The following is a 15,103-nucleotide window of genomic DNA, read 5'->3' as shown; positions in this document are numbered from 1 at the left end:
CCGGGGTTTATCATCCTGGTGGGGGTGTGGTTCCACCCCCGGGGGGGGGGGGGCTCATCCGGGGTCGCCCGTTCCCCCGGGGGCCCGCCACCTGGGTGAACGGCGCGCCCAGGTGCGGCGTCGCCAGCACCGCCCGGCCGTGCCCGGCCAGTTCGCGTAGCAGAGCCGTACGGACCCCGCGTGCCGCCGTGGGGTTCTCCTCGTGGGCGTACGCCAGGGTGGGGTCGACCAGCTGCACGGTGTGCACCAGCAGGTCGCCGGTGACCAGCAGGCGCTCGTCGCCCGAGTCGACCAGCACCGACTGGTGGCCCGGGGTGTGCCCGGGCGTGCTCAGCACGCGTACCCCGGGGGTGAGGTCGGTGTCGCCGTCGACCAGCCGGAGCTGGCCGGCGGCGCGCAACGGCCCCAGGAGTCGGGCCGGCAACTCGGGGTGGAACCGGTCCAGCGCCGCCAGCTCGGCCTGTTGCAGCAGGTAGTCCGCGTTGCGGAAGTACGGCGTGCCGAGCACCGCCCAGCCGACGTGGTCGCTGTGCAGGTGGGTGAGCACCACGGTCCGGACGTCCGCCGGGTCGATGCCGGCGACGGCCAGTTCCGCCGGCAGCCGGCCCGGGACCGGCGCCCAGCTCGCGGCCAGGGAGTCGGCCGGGCCGATCCCGGCGTCGACCAGGGTGACCGGCCCGTCCCCGGCACGCAGGGCGAAGCACCGGAACGGCAGCCACCAGCGGCCGTCCGGGGTGACCGTGTCCGGGTCCCGGCGGTCGGCCGCGCGCCACTGGTCCGCGGTGGCGTCCGGGAAAGCCTCCTCGCGGGGCTGGAAGAACGGCCCCGCCCCGTCGACCAGTGCGGTGACCGTGATAGACCCGATCGTGTGCGTCAGCGGCATCCGGGAAGGATGCCATCCCGACCCGTCCCGGGTGACCCCGATTTCATCGGGTGAGGCCGGCTGAGAAGCCCCGGTCAGTTTCCAGTACGCTCGTACTGCTTGAGCACGTGTCCCCCGAGAGGAGCGCCGGCCGATGGCGAAGATCAAGGTAAACAACCCGGTCGTGGAAATCGACGGCGACGAGATGACCCGGATCATCTGGAAGCAGATCCGGGAGCAGCTGATCCTGCCGTACCTCGACGTCGACCTGCACTACTACGACCTGTCGATCCAGTACCGCGACGAGACCGACGACCAGGTCACCGTCGACGCCGCCAACGCGATCAAGGAGCACGGCGTCGGCGTCAAGTGCGCCACCATCACGCCGGACGAGGCTCGGGTGGCGGAGTTCGGGCTGAAGAAGATGTGGCGGTCGCCGAACGGCACCATCCGCAACATCCTCGGCGGCGTCGTCTTCCGTGAGCCGATCATCATGTCGAACGTGCCGCGGCTCGTCCCGGGCTGGACCAAGCCGATCATCATCGGCCGGCACGCGCACGGCGACCAGTACAAGGCCACCGACTTCGTCGTCCCCGGCCCGGGCACGGTGACCATCACCTACACCCCGGCCGACGGCGGCGCGCCGATGGAGATGGAGGTCGCCAAGTTCCCCGGCGGCGGCGTCGCCATGGGCATGTACAACTTCGACGAGTCGATCCGGGACTTCGCCCGCGCCTCGATGCGCTACGGCCTGGACCGCGGCTACCCGGTCTACCTGTCCACCAAGAACACCATCCTCAAGGCGTACGACGGCCGGTTCAAGGACATCTTCGCCGAGGTGTTCGAGAACGAGTTCAAGGCGGAGTTCGAGAAGGCCGGCATCAGCTACGAGCACCGGCTGATCGACGACATGGTCGCCGCCGCGCTCAAGTGGGAGGGCGGCTTCGTCTGGGCCTGCAAGAACTACGACGGTGACGTGCAGTCCGACACCGTGGCCCAGGGCTTCGGCTCGCTCGGCCTGATGACCTCCGTGCTGATGACCCCGGACGGCCGCACCGTCGAGGCCGAGGCCGCGCACGGCACCGTCACCCGGCACTACCGGCAGTGGCAGAAGGGCGAGAAGACCTCGACCAACCCGATCGCGTCGATCTACGCCTGGACCCGGGGCCTGGCCCACCGGGGCAAGCTGGACGGCACCCCGGCGGTCACCGAGTTCGCCAACACCCTGGAGCAGGTCATCGTCGACACCGTCGAGGGTGGCCAGATGACCAAGGACCTGGCGCTGCTCATCTCGCGGGACGCCCCGTGGCTGACCACCGACGAGTTCATGAACGCGCTCGACGAGAACCTGGCCCGCAAGCTCGCCGCCTGATTCCCGTACCCGTCACCGATCGAGCCCGCCGGCACCCGCCGGCGGGCTCCGTCGTCGCGTGCCGGCGTCACCAAGCGGTGGCGCGCCTCGTTGAGCTGGGTGGACGGGATGCCAGTCCCATCCAGGAAGGTTGACTGCGGTCGCCTCGCGGCAGAGTGCCGATCAGCCAGCCTTCCCGGCTGTCGCGCACAGCCAGCCGTCCCTTCCCTTGCGGGGGGCCCTGTCCCGGGCCCCCCGCGCCCTGTTGTGGCACCCGCTCCGCCCCGAGTGTCGGCACGCGGCCGTCGCCACCCAGGGACCCTTCCTTTCAGGCCGCCCGCAGCAGCTCGGCGGCCCGCTCCGGGGCGATGTCGTTGATGAAGACGCCCATCGCCGACTCCGAGCCGGCCAGATACTTCAGCTTGTCCCCGGCCCGCCGGATGCTGAACAGCTGCAGGTGCAGGTGCCCCAGCTCGCGGTCGACGTGCAGCGGGGCCTGGTGCCAGGCCGCGATGTACGGCATCGGCACGTCGAACAGCCCGTCGAAGCGGCGCAGCACGTCCAGGTAGAGCGGACCGAACGCGTCCCGCTCGGCGTCGTCCAGCGCGGGGATGTCCGGCACCGGCCGGTGCGGGGCCAGGTGCACCTCGAACGGCCAGCGGGCGGCCGCCGGCACGTACGCCGTCCAGTGCGCGTTGCGCGCCACCACCCGGTCCCCGGCGGCGCGTTCCGCGGCGAGCACGTCCGCGTACAGGTTGCCGCCGGTGCGCTCGGCGTGCCGGCGGGCGGCGGCGAGCATGGCGCGGGTCCGGGGCGTCACGAAGGGGTACGCGTAGATCTGCCCGTGCGGGTGGTGCAGGGTCACGCCGATCTCCACGCCCCGGTTCTCGAACGGGAAGACCTGCGCCACGCCGGGCAGCTCGCCGAGGGCGGTGGTCCGGTCGGCGAGCGCGTCGAGCACGGTCCGCACCCGGCGGGGCGAGAGACTGGCGAACGAGGCGTGGTGGTCGTCGGTGAAGCAGACCACCTCGCACCGGCCGTGCCCGGGCCGTACCGGGGTGAACGGGGTGATCTCGGCGGGCTCTGCGGCGACCCGCTGGCTCAGCGACGGGAACCGGTTCTCGAAGACCGCCACGTCGTAGTCGGGGGCGGGGATCTCGCTGAGCCGGTCGCCGCGGGACGGGCAGAGCGGGCACTGGTCGGCCGGGGGAAGGAAGGTGCGGGTCTGCCGGTGCACCGCCACCGCCACCCACTCGTCGGTCAGCGGGTCGTACCGGAGCTGCGACGCCTGCGGCGGCGGGGGCAGGTCCCGCCGGTCCGGCTGGTCCCGGACCGCGTCGTCCCGGTCGTCGAAGTAGATCAGCTCGCGGCCGTCGGCCAGCTCGATCCGCGTACGCTTCACTTCGTCCCTTCCGTGCCGCGGACGATCAGCAGTTCGCCGACCCGTTCCTCGAGTACCCGGCGCGCCTCCGGCGCCAGCCGTTCGTCGGTGACCAGCACGTCGGCGGCGTCCAGCCCGACGATCGAGGAGATGCCGACCGTGCCCCACTTGGTGTGGTCGGCGAGCACCACCAGCCGGTCGGCGGCAGCCACCAGCGCCCGGTCGGTGTCCGCCTCCATCAGGTTGGGCGTGGTGAACCCGGCCCGCTCGCTGATCCCGTGCACGCCGAGGAAGAGCAGGTCCAGGTGGAGCGCCCCGAGCGCCGCCACGGCCAGCGGGCCGACCAGCGCGTCGGAGGGGGTACGCACCCCGCCGGTGAGCACCACGGTCTGGTCCGGCCGGCCGGCGACGTGCAGGATCTCGGCCACCGGCAGCGAGTTGGTCACCACGGTCAGCCCGGGCACGTCGACCAGGCGGCGGGCCAGCTCGGCGGTGGTCGTACCGGCGGAGAGGGCGACCGCGGCGCCGGGCCGGACCAGCTTCGCGGCGCGGGCGGCGATCGCCGCCTTCTCCGCCGACTGGCGGACCGACTTGGCCCGGAAGCCCGGCTCGTCGGTCGAGCCGGCGAGGGTCGCCCCGCCGTGCACCTTGGCCAACAGGCCCTGCTCGTGCAGCGTCTCCAGGTCGCGTCGGATGGTCATGTCGGAGACGCCGAACTCGCCGGCCAGCTCGGTCACGCGTACGCCTCCGGCGGCACGGACCCGTTCCAGGATGGCCGCCTGCCGCTGCCGTGCCAGCACCCGACCTCACCTCCGCCTCCCGACCCCGTGCTCACGTGGTCGAACGTGTTCCAACAAGAATGAACACTAGCGCGCAGGTGGAAACAGCGGAAGAAAGGGGTGCGCGGTCGCCGGCCGCCGCCGCTCGGGCGACCGGACGGCGGCAGCACGAACTGCTCGGCCCGTAGCCGTGCCGGCGCGTCGGGCCGGGGTCGGGCAGGGGCGAAGGCCCGGGTCAGGCCGGCTGGAGACGGGGTTCCACCCAGCCGGTCTCGGTCAGGTGCTCCATCACCCGCTGGACCGCCTCCTCGACCGTCAGGTCCGTGGTGTCCACCACCAGGTCGGCATCGGTGGGCTCCTCGTACGCGTCGTCGATGCCGGTCATCCCGGTGATCAGGCCGGCCCGGGCGCGGGCGTACAGGCCCTTGCGGTCGCGCTGCTCGCAGACCTCCAGCGGGGTCGCGACGTGGACGAGCAGGAAGCCGGCCCCGGCCGCCTGCGCCATCTCCCGGGCGGTGGCCCGGGCGGCCGCGTACGGGGCGATCGGGCAGCAGATGCCGACCCCCCGGTGCCGGGCGATCTCGGCGGCCACCCAGCCGATCCGCCGGACGTTGGCGTCCCGGTCGGCCTTGGTGAAGCCCAGCCCGGCGGAGAGCTCCCGGCGCACCACGTCCCCGTCGAGCAACGTGATGCTCCGGTCGCCGCCCTCGCGCAACAGGTCGGCCAGGCCCCGGGCGATGGTCGACTTCCCGGAGCCGGAGAGGCCGGTGAGGAAGATCACCAGGCCCCGGTGCCGGCGCGCCGGACGGGCCCGCGACAGCTCCTTGGCCACCGCCGGCGGGGTGTGCCACTCGGGCAGCGGGAAGCCCCGGTCCAGCAGGTCGTCGATCTCCTCCTGGCTGAGCGCCAGCCGCCGGTTGCGCGGCGGGATGTCCTCCCGCCAGCGCCACTGCCCGTCCCGGTTGTCGTACGCCAGTTCCCGGGGCACGAGCACGCGCAGCCCGGCCCCGGAGAGCATCCCCTCGGTGGAGAGCAGGTGGGTCACCCCGTACGCGGCGGCGACCCGGGCCCGGAGCAGGGCGTCGCTGATCTCGTCGCGCCGCCGCACCAGTGGCACCGCCAGCAGGGTGGCCGGGGGCATCCGGTCCCGGGCGGCGAACACGCTGCGCACCAGCGCCTCGGACGGCAGCCCGCCGGTCGCCGCCTCACCCACCGGGATCATCACCAGCAGGTGCGCGGCCAGGGTGCGGGCGGCGTGCGCGATCTGCGCGAGCTGCGGCCGGTGCAGCGGACGGTCGGCGAAGACGCCGAGCACCCGCCCCGGCGGCAGCAGCCCGCGGACCTCGTCGGGGCTGCGCCGCAGCCGCTGGAACGGCCCGTGACCGCCGTCGCCCAGCCGGCGCACCGCACCACCCACGCCCGCCATGCCGTCGCGGACCGGCCAGACGTCGGTCACGTCCATCGCCGCCACCGGGGCACCCTCACCGTCGGTTAGCACCAGCGCTCGGCGCAACGGGTCGTCCAGCTCCAGCCCGTCGGCGAGCGCCGCTGGCACCTGGAGGGTCACCGGCACCGGCCACGGCGTGCCGTCGGCGAGTCGACCGCGCCGGCTCAGCGAGGCCAGGTCGGCGCGGGCCATGAAGCCGGTCAGCGGGGCGTACGCCCCGGTCAGCAGCAACTCCAGATCGGCCAGCTCACCGGGGCGAGGCGCGTACGCCGGCGCGTCCCGCAACACGTCCTCGGGCAGCACCCACCCGTTGCTCATCGAACCCCCAACTCACCGGCCGGCACACAGTTTCTCAGCCCACCGGCGATCGGTCGAGAGCGCCACTCCACCTCCCGGCCACCGCCCGTTGGCGCGGCGGTCGTCGATCGGCTCAGCCGGCGGGGGTGAGCGGGGCCGCGCCGAATGACACGGCGAAGCGCTGGCACCAGATGGCGACGCTGGTCAGCCCGGTGAGATCGGTTCCGGCGGGGATCTCGTACGCCTGGTCTCCCCGATTTCCCTTGAGCGGGCCGAGCGCGACGTGGCGCCCGTCGTCGAAGACGCGCCACCCGGACGGCCCGGTACGAACCGGCTGGTCGGTCAGCCAGACCTGAAGATCCGGACCGTTCGAGGTGTCCAGCCCGGCCAGTTCCAGCCGGTACCGATCCCCGGTGGTCCGGACGATCCGGGCACTGCCCCGGGTGTCGTGCTCATGGCTGACGAACTCGCCCCGGCTCACCAGGGTCGGCGCCGCCCGGGCGGCGGTGGCGGGACTCGCGGTGGACGCGGTCGGGGCCGGGGTGATCTCCTCGACCGCGGTGAGCCGTTCGTGCACCTCGGTGTCGGTGACCAGCGCCCAGGGCTGGAACCAGTACAGGCCGGCGGCGGCGCCGGCCGCGAGGACGGCGACCACGACCCAGGTCAGCGGGGTGCGAAGCAGTCGGCTCGGCATGTGCCGAGTCTTCCGCGCCCGGCGCCCGCGGTCACCGGTCGCCGCGCTTACGAAACCCTTACCGACCGTACGGGCGGAATCAGGGGCATCCCCGAGCGTTTCCCGATACCCGGGGCGGCGTCGACTTCTTACGCTGGTCGTCGTGACACTGCTCGCGACCGAGTCGCTGACCAAGACGTACGGAGGTCGGGTCACCGCGCTGGCCGACCTCACGGTGTCGGTGGAGCCGGGGATCATCGGGCTGGTCGGTGCCAATGGCGCCGGCAAGTCCACCCTGATCAAGATCCTGCTGGGCCTGCTCGCCCCGACCAGCGGTCGGGTCTCCGTGCTCGGCCTCGACCCCACCACCGACCCGGCCGCGGTCCGCGCCCGGGTCGGCTACATGCCCGAACACGACGCCCTCCCGCCCGACCTGTCCGCCGCCGAACTGGTCACCCACCTGGGTCGGATCAGCGGCCTGCCGCGGACGGTCGCCCGGGAGCGGGCCTCCGAGGCGCTGCGCCACGTCGGCCTGCACGAGGAGCGCCACCGGGCCGTCGGTGGCTACTCCACCGGCATGAAGCAGCGGGTGAAGCTCGCCCAGGCCCTGGTGCACGACCCCGACCTGCTCCTGCTCGACGAGCCCACCAACGGCCTCGACCCGGCCGGCCGGGACGCCATGCTCGCCCTGATCCACCGGATCGGCACCGAGTTCGGCATCTCCGTGGTGGTCTGCTCGCACCTGCTCGGCGAGGTCGAGCGGATCTGCGACACCCTCGTCGCCATCGACGGCGGGCGGCTGCTGCGCGCCGACCGGGTGGCCGCGATGACCTCCGCCACCGACGTGCTCGCCGTCGAGGTCAGCGAGGGCACGGAGGAGTTGGCCGCCCGGCTCGCCGCGCTCCAGCTGCCGGTGTCCCGGGAGGGGCGGCTGCTGCTCGTCCCGCTCGCCGACGACGCCACCTACGACCTGATCCTCGGCGCGGTCGCCGAGCTGGACCTGCCGCTGCACCGGCTGGACCAGCGGCGGCACCGGGTGGCCGAACTCTTCGCCACGAGGGAGCCCAGCCATGTCTGAGCCGACCGGCGTCATCCACGACATCGGCTACCAGCGCTACACCGGTCCGCGGCTGGGCCGCCGGCACGTCTTCGGCGCGCTCTACCTGCACGGCCTACGGACCGCGTTCGGCCTCGGCCGGTCCGCCAAGGCGAAGATCTTCCCGTGGCTGGTGGTCGGCATAGTGGTGGTGGTCGCCGCCGGGCTGACCGCGGTGCGCACCCAGACCGGGCAGACCGTCATGACGTACGCCCAGTTCGCCGACGCGATGAGCTGGCTGGTCATCTTCTTCGTCGCGGTGGTCGGCCCGGAGCTGGTCTCCCGCGACCTGCTCAGCGGCGTGCTGCCGCTCTACTTCTCCCGGCCGCTGCCCCGCGGCGACTACGCGCTGGCCAAGCTCGGCGCGCTGGTCAGCGCGCTCTGGCTGCTGCTCGGCGCGCCGCAGCTGGTGATGTTCCTCGGCGCCGCGTTCACCACCAACAACGGCATGCACGGGGTCTGGGACGAGCTGCTCGACCTGCTGCCCGGCCTGCTCTACGCGGCGCTCTGGGCGGTGGTCTTCGCCTCGATCGGGCTGCTCATCGCCTCGCTCACCGGCAAGCGGGCGTTCGCGGCCGGCGGCATCGTGGCGGTGTTCCTGATGACCGCCCCGATCGTCGGCATCCTCTCGATCATGCCATCCCGGACGGTCAACGAGCTGGCCATGCTCGGCTCGCCCACCGCCCTGGTTCACGCCGTCGGCCGCTACGCCCTCGGCGACCTGCTGGCGCCCGGCGCGGCGGCGGACCAGATGATCGGCGGCTTCGGGCCGGTCTATGTCGCCGCCGCCGTGCTGCTGGTGGCCGGCTGCGTCGCCCTGCTCCTGCTGCGATACCGGAAGGTGGCCGCCCGATGACCACGATCAGCGCTGGCACCCAGGCGGCGGCGCCGACCACGCCCGCGTCCACTCTCGACCTGGCCGGGGTCTCCCGCTGGTACGGCAACGTGGTGGCGGTCAACGACATCACCATGCGGCTCGGGCCCGGGGTGACCGGGCTGCTCGGGCCGAACGGCGCCGGGAAGACCACCCTGCTGCACATGATGGCCGGCTTCCTCGCCCCGTCCCGGGGCGCGGTCACCCTCGACGGGGAGCCGACCTGGCGCAATCCGGGCGTCTACCGGCGGCTGGGCCTGGTCAGCGAGCGGGAGGCGGTGCACGCCTTCCTCTCCGCGTACGAGTTCGTGCTGGCCAGCGCCAAGCTGCACCGGCTGCCCGACCCGGCGGCCGCGGCCCGCCGGGCCATCGACCTGGTCGAGATGGCGGACGCGCAGGACCGGCGGATCGGCACCTACTCCAAGGGCATGCGGCAGCGCACCCGGGTGGCCGCCGCGCTGGTCCACGACCCGCAGGTGCTGCTGCTCGACGAGCCGTTCAACGGGATGGACCCGCGGCAGCGGCTGCACATGATGGCCCTGCTGCACCGCCTCGGCGACGCCGGCCGGACCATCCTGTTCAGCTCACACATCCTGGAGGAGGTCGAGCAGGTCTCCGGCACCGTCCAGGTGATGGTGGCCGGCCGCCTGGCCGCCTCCGGCGACTACCGGACCATCCGGCGGCTGATGACCAACCGGCCGCACGTCTTCGCGGTCCGCTCGACGGACGACCGGGCCTTCGCGGTCGCGCTGATCGCCGAGTCGTCGGTCACCGGGGTGGAGCTGGGCCGGGACGGGCTCACGGTCCGGGCCGGCGACTACGGCGCCTTCACCCGGGCACTGCCGAAGATCGCGCTGACCCGGGGCATCCGGGTCCGGTCCCTGACGCCCGAGGACGAATCGCTGGAGAGCGTCTTCTCCTACCTGGTGGGGAGCTGACTCATGTCGACCGTTTCCTGGATCACCGCGCGCGGGCTGTTCGGCCGGCGCCGGTTCCTGCTGCTGCTCCCGCTGCCCGCGCTGCTGCTGGTGCTCGCGATCGTCTCCCGTTCGCTCGGGGTCGACCCGGGCCAGTGGGGGCCGCCGGTGCTGGTCGGGCTCGGGCTGGCCGTGGTGCTGCCGGTGGTCGCGCTGATCGTCGGCACCGGGGTGCTCGGTGCCGAGATCGACGACGGCACGGTGGTGCACATCCTCACCAAGCCGCTGCCGCGCTGGCAGATCGTGCTGCCCAAGCTCGCGGTGGCGACCGGGGTCAGCGCGGCCACCGTCGCCGTCCCGCTCTACGTCGCGGGCGTGCTCGCCGATTCGGCACGCCTCGGCCTGGGGCTGGCCGCCGCGTCGGCGCTGGGCGCGCTGGCGTACTCGGCGCTGTTCCTGGTGCTCAGCCTGCTGACCCGGCGGCCGGTGCTGCTCGGGCTGGTCTACGTGCTGATCTGGGAGGGGCTGCTCGGCCGGTTCGTGGACGGCACCAAGGTGCTCTCCATCCAGCAGTGGGTGATCGCCATCGCCGACCGGATCGCCCCGACCGAACTGCTCGGCACCACCGTCTCCGTGCCGGTGGCCGCGGTGCTGACCGCCCTGGTGGCGATCGGCTCCACCATCCTGGCCATCGACCGCCTCCGCTCGTTCAGCGTGGCCGGCGAGACGAGCTGACCGCGCACCGCCGCCCCACCCTCCCCGGGGCGGCGCCGTCCGCCCGCCGAGGCCAACCCTCGGCGGGCGGACCTGTCTCCCGCCCCGCCCACGCTCCCCGCTGGCCGCCCGCCGTCGGCGAGCGCGGGCAGGGGGCAGGGCGGGGATCAGAAGGCGCAGGCGACGACGAGTTCGGGGGTGCGGTCGGGGAGCAGGTCGAGCTTGGCGATCCGGCCCGCCGCCCGGAGGTCGTCGGCGATCAGGGTGAGCTGGTCGAGCTGGGCGGCCGGGCCGAGCACCTCGGCCAGCGGCACATCCGCCTTCATCGACAGCTTCCGTTCCGACTTGGCCCGGCGCACCTGGCCCAGCGCGTCCGCGGCCAGCCGCAGCAGCTGCGGGTCACCCGGTCCCTGGGTGGCTCGACCCACCTCGTAGGTCGTGGGCCACGGCGCGCGGTGCACCGAGCCGTACCGCCACCAGGACCAGACCTCCTCGGTGACGAAGGGCAGCACCGGGGCGAACAGCCGCAACTGCACCGAGAGCGCGGTGGCCAGCGCGGCCCGCGCCGAGTCCGCCCCCGGCCCGGAGCCGTAGGCGCGCTCCTTCACCAGTTCGATGTAGTCGTCGCAGAACCGCCAGAAGAACGCCTCCGTCGCCATCAGCGCGGCGGTGTGGTCGTACCCGTCGAAGGCGGCGGTCGCGGCGGCGACCACGCCGGACAGTTCGGCGAGCATGGCGGTGTCCAACGGCTCGGTCGCCGGCGCGCGCAACGCGTCGGCGGCACCCAGCCCGAGCGCGAACCGGGACGCGTTGAGCAGCTTGGTGGCGAGCCGCCGCCCGACCTTGATCTGCGCCGGGTCGAAGGCCAGGTCCATCCCCGGCTTGCCGCTGGCGGCCCAGTATCGCACCGCGTCGGAGCCGTGCTGCACCAGCAGGTCCATCGGGGTGACCACGTTTCCCTTGGACTTGGACATCTTCTTGTGGTCCGGGTCGAGGATCCAGCCGGAGAGCACCGCGTCGCGCCACGGCAGCACGCCGTGCTCCAGGTGGGACCGGACCGCGGTGGCGAAGAGCCAGGTCCGGATGATCTCCTGCCCCTGCGGCCGCAGGTCCATCGGGAAGACCCGGCGGAACAGGCCCGGGTCGGTCTCCCAACCACCGACGATCTGCGGGGTCAGCGACGAGGTGGCCCAGGTGTCCAGCACGTCCGGATCGCCGACGAAGCCGCCCGGCAGCCCGCGCTGCGCCTCCTCGTAGCCGGGTGGCGGCTCGCCGGACGGGTCGACCGGGAGCATCGACTCGTCCGGTGTGAGAGGGTGGGACCAGTCCGGCTCGCCAGCGTCGTCGAGCCGGTACCACACCGGCACCGGCACGCCGAAGAAACGCTGCCGACTGACCAGCCAGTCTCCGGTCAGGCCGCCCACCCAGTGCTCGTAGCGGTGCCGCATGTGCTCCGGCACCCAGCGCAGTTCCCGGCCGCGGGCCAGCAGCTCGTCGCGCAGCTCCGGGTCGCGCCCGCCGTTGCGCAGGTACCACTGCCGGGTGGAGACGATCTCCAGTGGCCGGTCGCCCCGCTCGTAGAACTTCACCGGGTGGGTGATCGGGCGCGGCTCGCCCACCAGGTCACCCGCGTCGGCCAGCAGTTGCACCACGGTGCGCCGGGCGCCGTTGACGGTCTGCCCGGCCAGCGCCGCGTAGGGCTCCGCCGGCACCCCGACCGGCGGCTCGGGCAGCAGCCGCCCGTCCCGGCCGATCACCACCCGGGTGTCGAGCTGCAGCTCCCGCCACCAGGTCACGTCGGTCAGGTCGCCGAACGTGCAGACCATCGCGATGCCCGTGCCCTTGGCCGGGTCCGCCAGCGGGTGCGCGCGCACCGGCACCTCGACCCCGAAGACCGGGGTACGCACCGACGCGCCGACCAGGTCCGCGTACCGCTCGTCGTCCGGGTGGCAGACCAGCGCCACGCAGGCCGGCAGCAGCTCCGGCCGGGTGGTGTCGATCAGCACCTCGCGCCCGCCCGGGCCGTGGAAGCGCAGCCGGTGGTACGCGCCGGGCCGCTCCCGGTCCTCCAGCTCGGCCTGGGCCACGGCGGTGGCGAACCCGACGTCCCAGAGCGTCGGCGCCTCCGCCTGGTACGCCTCGCCCCGGGCCAGGTTGCGCAGGAACGCCCGCTGGCTGGTCGCCCGGGCCACCCGCCCGATCGTGGTGTAGGTCAGCGACCAGTCCACCGACAGCCCGAGTCGCCGCCACAGCGCCTCGAAGGCCTGCTCGTCCGCCGCGGTGAGCTGCTCGCACAGCTCGATGAAGTTGCGCCGGGAGATCGGGGCCGGGTCCTTGCGGGCCGCCTCGCTCACCGGCGTGGCCGGCGGCTGCCACTCCGGGTCGTACGGCAGGGCCGGGTCGCAGCGCACCCCGTACACGTTCTGCACCCGCCGCTCGGTGGGCAGGCCGTTGTCGTCCCAGCCCATCGGGTAGAAGACCGTCCGGCCGCGCATCCGCTGGAACCGGGCCACGGTGTCGGTGTGCGTGTAGGAGAAGACGTGTCCCATGTGCAGTTCGCCGGATACGGTCGGCGGCGGGGTGTCGATCGCGTACACGTCCGAGCTACGACCATCCGGGCTCGGCGCGTCTGACGCCGCGCCGCGACCCCGGACAGCCGCTTTCGAGCGGTCGAACGCGTACGTGCCCTCCTCCTGCCAGCGGCGCGCCCAGGTCTCCTCGATGCCGTCCAGGGTCGGACGCTCGGGGACGCCGGCGCGGCCCGTCCTCGCCGTATCCGTCATCAGCCGATCGTAGGCAGCCGGTGACCTTCCAGCCACGAGTTATGCCCTCGCCACACCGTCCGTCGCGGTCGGCAGCGGCCCGGCCGCCGCCGACCGCGACGGACGGCCCGGCGGACCTGGATGCGGAGGAGACCTCGCCCCCGGGCTGAGCGGGCGGCCAGCCGGTCAGCTCAGCGATCGACACCCTGCCCGAGACCGGCCAGGCCTGGTGGGTAGCCCACGGCAAGTAGCGCCGCTGGCGGTGCCGGGCGCCGGCGGTCAGCGGGCGATCGGGCCGAGCAGCGGGCCGCTGGTGGCGAGCTGGAAGTAGGGCCGACCGCCGAGCCGCGCGTTGGCCCGGTCCAGGATGGTGGAGACCGGTGCGTACGAGTTGTGCTCGTTCGGGTTGCTGCAGGGGCCCTGGCCCGGGTCGCCGTTGGAGAGGATGCCCAGCGCCTTGCCGTCCGACTCGGTGAAGAGCGGTCCGCCGCTGTCCCCTGGCCGAGCGCAGATGCGCACGTCGATGCCGCCGCTGCCCTTGCCGGTGATCTCGCCGCACCGGGTGCCCGGCAGGTAGCCGGCGCCCGCCCCGGAGTCGACGTAGACCTCGCCGGACTTCGGCGTGTACGCCGAACCGGTCGCGCAGACGACCCAGCCGACCTGGATGGCGCTGTACGCCACGTATCCGGTGATCGCCACGTCCCGGCTGGTCGTGCAGCGCGGGTTGTCGGCCACGCACCAGTAGTTGACCAGGCTGGGGGTGCTCGTCGTGCCCCCCTGGTACGCCCAGCGGTCCAGCGCCCCCGGCTGGTACGGCATGATCGCGTAGTCGTACGGGAAGGCGTTCTCGGCCAGCACCGGGTCGGTCGACTCGACCGAGACCGGGATCTTCGGGCCGAGGAACTGGTGCCAGGTCCGGTCCACCTGCGTGTGCCGCCCGCCGACGACGCAGTGCCCGGCCGTCAGGAGGTACGCCTTCCCGCTGCGGGAGCGGACGTTGAAGCCGGTCGTGCAGCCGCCGACCGTGCCGTCGTCGCGGGGCACATCCAGCCGGATCCCGCCCCGCATCGGCGCCTGGGCGCAGTAGCGCGGGTCGCACGCCTTCGGCACGGCAGCGCCGGCCAGCCGGGGCCGGGCCTGCGCGGGCACCCCGGCGCCGGCGAGCGCCCCGGCGAGCCGGGAGTCGTCGGCGGCGATCCCGTCCCCGGTGAGCACCACGACCGCGTTCCGCTCCTGGTCGACCAGGACGTCCTCGCCGGCGGTCAGGCCGAGCGAGGCGGCGAGCCGGGCTGCCGCGTCGGTGAGCTGCCGCAGCGGGTGGCGTACCTGGACCACCCGGACGTGCGCGGCGTCCGGGGCGCCGGCGACGGCCGCGCGCACCGGGGCGGCGTCGGTGGCCCCGATCATGAGCACGCCACCGGCGGCCTGGTCCAGCCACATGCCGCCGTACGTGTCGGGGTGGTCGCCGGCCAGCTTCGCGGCGAGCGGTGCGGAGAACTCCTGCAGGGCGAGTCGGCGGGCAGCCTCGGTGGCGGAGACGCGGTAGCGCTCGCGCAGGTAGGCGACGGACGCGGGGGCGGCCTCGGCCACCGCGCGAGCCGGTCGGGCGGCGGTGGCCACGGGGGTCCCGTCCCGGGTGGCGCCGCCGGTCGCCCGGCTGCCCATGCCGGCCTGGGCGCCCGGCGCCGGCTCGCCGGTCGCGGCGTCGGCACTCGGCGGGGCGGCGGCCGTGCCGGCCACCGGTGCCGGGTCGGCGTCGCCGCCCTGGGCCAGCACCACGCCGGTCGCCCCGACCGTGCAGGCGATGGCCACTCCGGCAACGACAAGACTTCTGCGGATCCGCACGCCGTGAACCTCCCCGTGTCCGGCGAAGCCGATCGGCGTGACGGTTGTCGTGGCAGGGCCGCTCCCGGCGGCCGGTGCATGCGGCCGATCGACGGTCCGGAAGTC

At 73.7% G+C, this 15,103-nt stretch carries 12 protein-coding genes; 5 read left to right on the top strand and 7 right to left on the bottom strand.

What is annotated here, in order from left to right; genetic code table 11:
* Window positions 1-10: 10 nt before the first annotated feature.
* The gene (locus ACGF4F_RS14645; RefSeq protein WP_393077725.1) at window positions 11-883 is read right to left on the bottom strand and encodes an MBL fold metallo-hydrolase; all 873 of its coding nucleotides are present in this window, start codon (window positions 881-883) and stop codon (window positions 11-13) included.
* A 133-nt stretch (window positions 884-1,016) separates the two neighbouring features.
* Here ACGF4F_RS14645 and ACGF4F_RS14640 point away from each other — a divergent pair, with 133 nt between their 5' ends.
* Window positions 1,017-2,234 carry an NADP-dependent isocitrate dehydrogenase gene (locus tag ACGF4F_RS14640; RefSeq protein ID WP_357446394.1) on the top strand — a complete coding sequence of 406 codons (1,218 nt, stop codon included), beginning with the start codon at window positions 1,017-1,019 and terminating at the stop codon, window positions 2,232-2,234.
* A gap of 307 nt (window positions 2,235-2,541) precedes the next feature.
* Here the strand turns inward: ACGF4F_RS14640 and galT are convergent, their stop codons facing one another.
* The 4 genes from galT to ACGF4F_RS14620 all read right to left on the bottom strand — a co-directional run bounded on the left by galT (window position 2,542) and on the right by ACGF4F_RS14620 (window position 6,811).
* A complete protein-coding gene (gene galT, locus ACGF4F_RS14635; protein ID WP_357446397.1) occupies window positions 2,542-3,615 on the bottom strand; it encodes a galactose-1-phosphate uridylyltransferase in 1,074 nt (357 codons plus the stop codon).
* Entirely contained in the window at window positions 3,612-4,394 is a 783-nt protein-coding gene (locus ACGF4F_RS14630) for a DeoR/GlpR family DNA-binding transcription regulator (RefSeq protein WP_357446400.1), read from the bottom strand. The genes galT and ACGF4F_RS14630 overlap by 4 nt, the downstream gene beginning before the upstream one ends.
* A 214-nt stretch (window positions 4,395-4,608) precedes the next feature.
* Entirely contained in the window at window positions 4,609-6,138 is a 1,530-nt protein-coding gene (cysC, locus tag ACGF4F_RS14625; protein WP_393077722.1) for an adenylyl-sulfate kinase, read from the bottom strand.
* Between the two features lie 112 nt (window positions 6,139-6,250).
* Window positions 6,251-6,811 carry a DM13 domain-containing protein gene (locus tag ACGF4F_RS14620; RefSeq protein ID WP_393077719.1) on the bottom strand — a complete coding sequence of 187 codons (561 nt, stop codon included), beginning with the start codon at window positions 6,809-6,811 and terminating at the stop codon, window positions 6,251-6,253.
* A gap of 142 nt (window positions 6,812-6,953) precedes the next feature.
* Here ACGF4F_RS14620 and ACGF4F_RS14615 point away from each other — a divergent pair, with 142 nt between their 5' ends.
* The 4 genes from ACGF4F_RS14615 to ACGF4F_RS14600 are packed head-to-tail and all read left to right on the top strand — an operon-like array spanning window position 6,954 to window position 10,412.
* Complete coding sequence (locus tag ACGF4F_RS14615) at window positions 6,954-7,868, top strand: ABC transporter ATP-binding protein (protein WP_073834815.1); 915 nt, start codon at window positions 6,954-6,956, stop codon at window positions 7,866-7,868.
* Entirely contained in the window at window positions 7,861-8,742 is an 882-nt protein-coding gene (locus ACGF4F_RS14610) for an ABC transporter permease (RefSeq protein ID WP_393077716.1), read from the top strand. The genes ACGF4F_RS14615 and ACGF4F_RS14610 overlap by 8 nt, the downstream gene beginning before the upstream one ends.
* Window positions 8,739-9,698, top strand: a complete 960-nt coding sequence (locus tag ACGF4F_RS14605) for an ABC transporter ATP-binding protein (RefSeq protein WP_393077714.1) — start codon at window positions 8,739-8,741, stop codon at window positions 9,696-9,698. The genes ACGF4F_RS14610 and ACGF4F_RS14605 overlap by 4 nt, the downstream gene beginning before the upstream one ends.
* Before the next feature lie 3 nt (window positions 9,699-9,701).
* Window positions 9,702-10,412 (top strand): ABC transporter permease, encoded by a 711-nt coding sequence (locus tag ACGF4F_RS14600; RefSeq protein WP_393077711.1) that lies wholly within the window; start codon window positions 9,702-9,704, stop codon window positions 10,410-10,412.
* Window positions 10,413-10,558: 146 nt separating this feature from the next.
* Here the strand turns inward: ACGF4F_RS14600 and valS are convergent, their stop codons facing one another.
* Together valS and ACGF4F_RS14590 are read right to left on the bottom strand one after the other, a co-directional pair.
* Window positions 10,559-13,174, bottom strand: a complete 2,616-nt coding sequence (gene valS / locus ACGF4F_RS14595; protein ID WP_357446419.1) for a valine--tRNA ligase — start codon at window positions 13,172-13,174, stop codon at window positions 10,559-10,561.
* A 258-nt stretch (window positions 13,175-13,432) separates the two neighbouring features.
* On the bottom strand, window positions 13,433-14,998 hold the full coding sequence (locus ACGF4F_RS14590; protein WP_357446422.1) for a trypsin-like serine protease: 1,566 nt from the start codon (window positions 14,996-14,998) through the stop codon (window positions 13,433-13,435).
* Window positions 14,999-15,103 lie beyond the last annotated feature (105 nt).

The organism is Micromonospora sp. NPDC047740 (assembly GCF_043204735.1).
GTDB lineage: Bacteria > Actinomycetota > Actinomycetes > Mycobacteriales > Micromonosporaceae > Micromonospora.
This window is presented reverse-complemented; position numbering and strand designations above follow the sequence as displayed.

Coding starts and splice junctions, on each gene's coding strand:
- ACGF4F_RS14605 (WP_393077714.1), top strand. CDS start 8,739: ATGACCACGATCAGCGCTGGCACCCAGGCGGCGGCGCCGACCACGCCC.
- ACGF4F_RS14610 (WP_393077716.1), top strand. CDS start 7,861: ATGTCTGAGCCGACCGGCGTCATCCACGACATCGGCTACCAGCGCTAC.
- ACGF4F_RS14600 (WP_393077711.1), top strand. CDS start 9,702: ATGTCGACCGTTTCCTGGATCACCGCGCGCGGGCTGTTCGGCCGGCGC.
- ACGF4F_RS14640 (WP_357446394.1), top strand. CDS start 1,017: ATGGCGAAGATCAAGGTAAACAACCCGGTCGTGGAAATCGACGGCGAC.
- valS (WP_357446419.1), bottom strand. CDS start 13,174: ATGACGGATACGGCGAGGACGGGCCGCGCCGGCGTCCCCGAGCGTCCG.
- ACGF4F_RS14620 (WP_393077719.1), bottom strand. CDS start 6,811: ATGCCGAGCCGACTGCTTCGCACCCCGCTGACCTGGGTCGTGGTCGCC.
- ACGF4F_RS14645 (WP_393077725.1), bottom strand. CDS start 883: ATGCCGCTGACGCACACGATCGGGTCTATCACGGTCACCGCACTGGTC.
- cysC (WP_393077722.1), bottom strand. CDS start 6,138: ATGAGCAACGGGTGGGTGCTGCCCGAGGACGTGTTGCGGGACGCGCCG.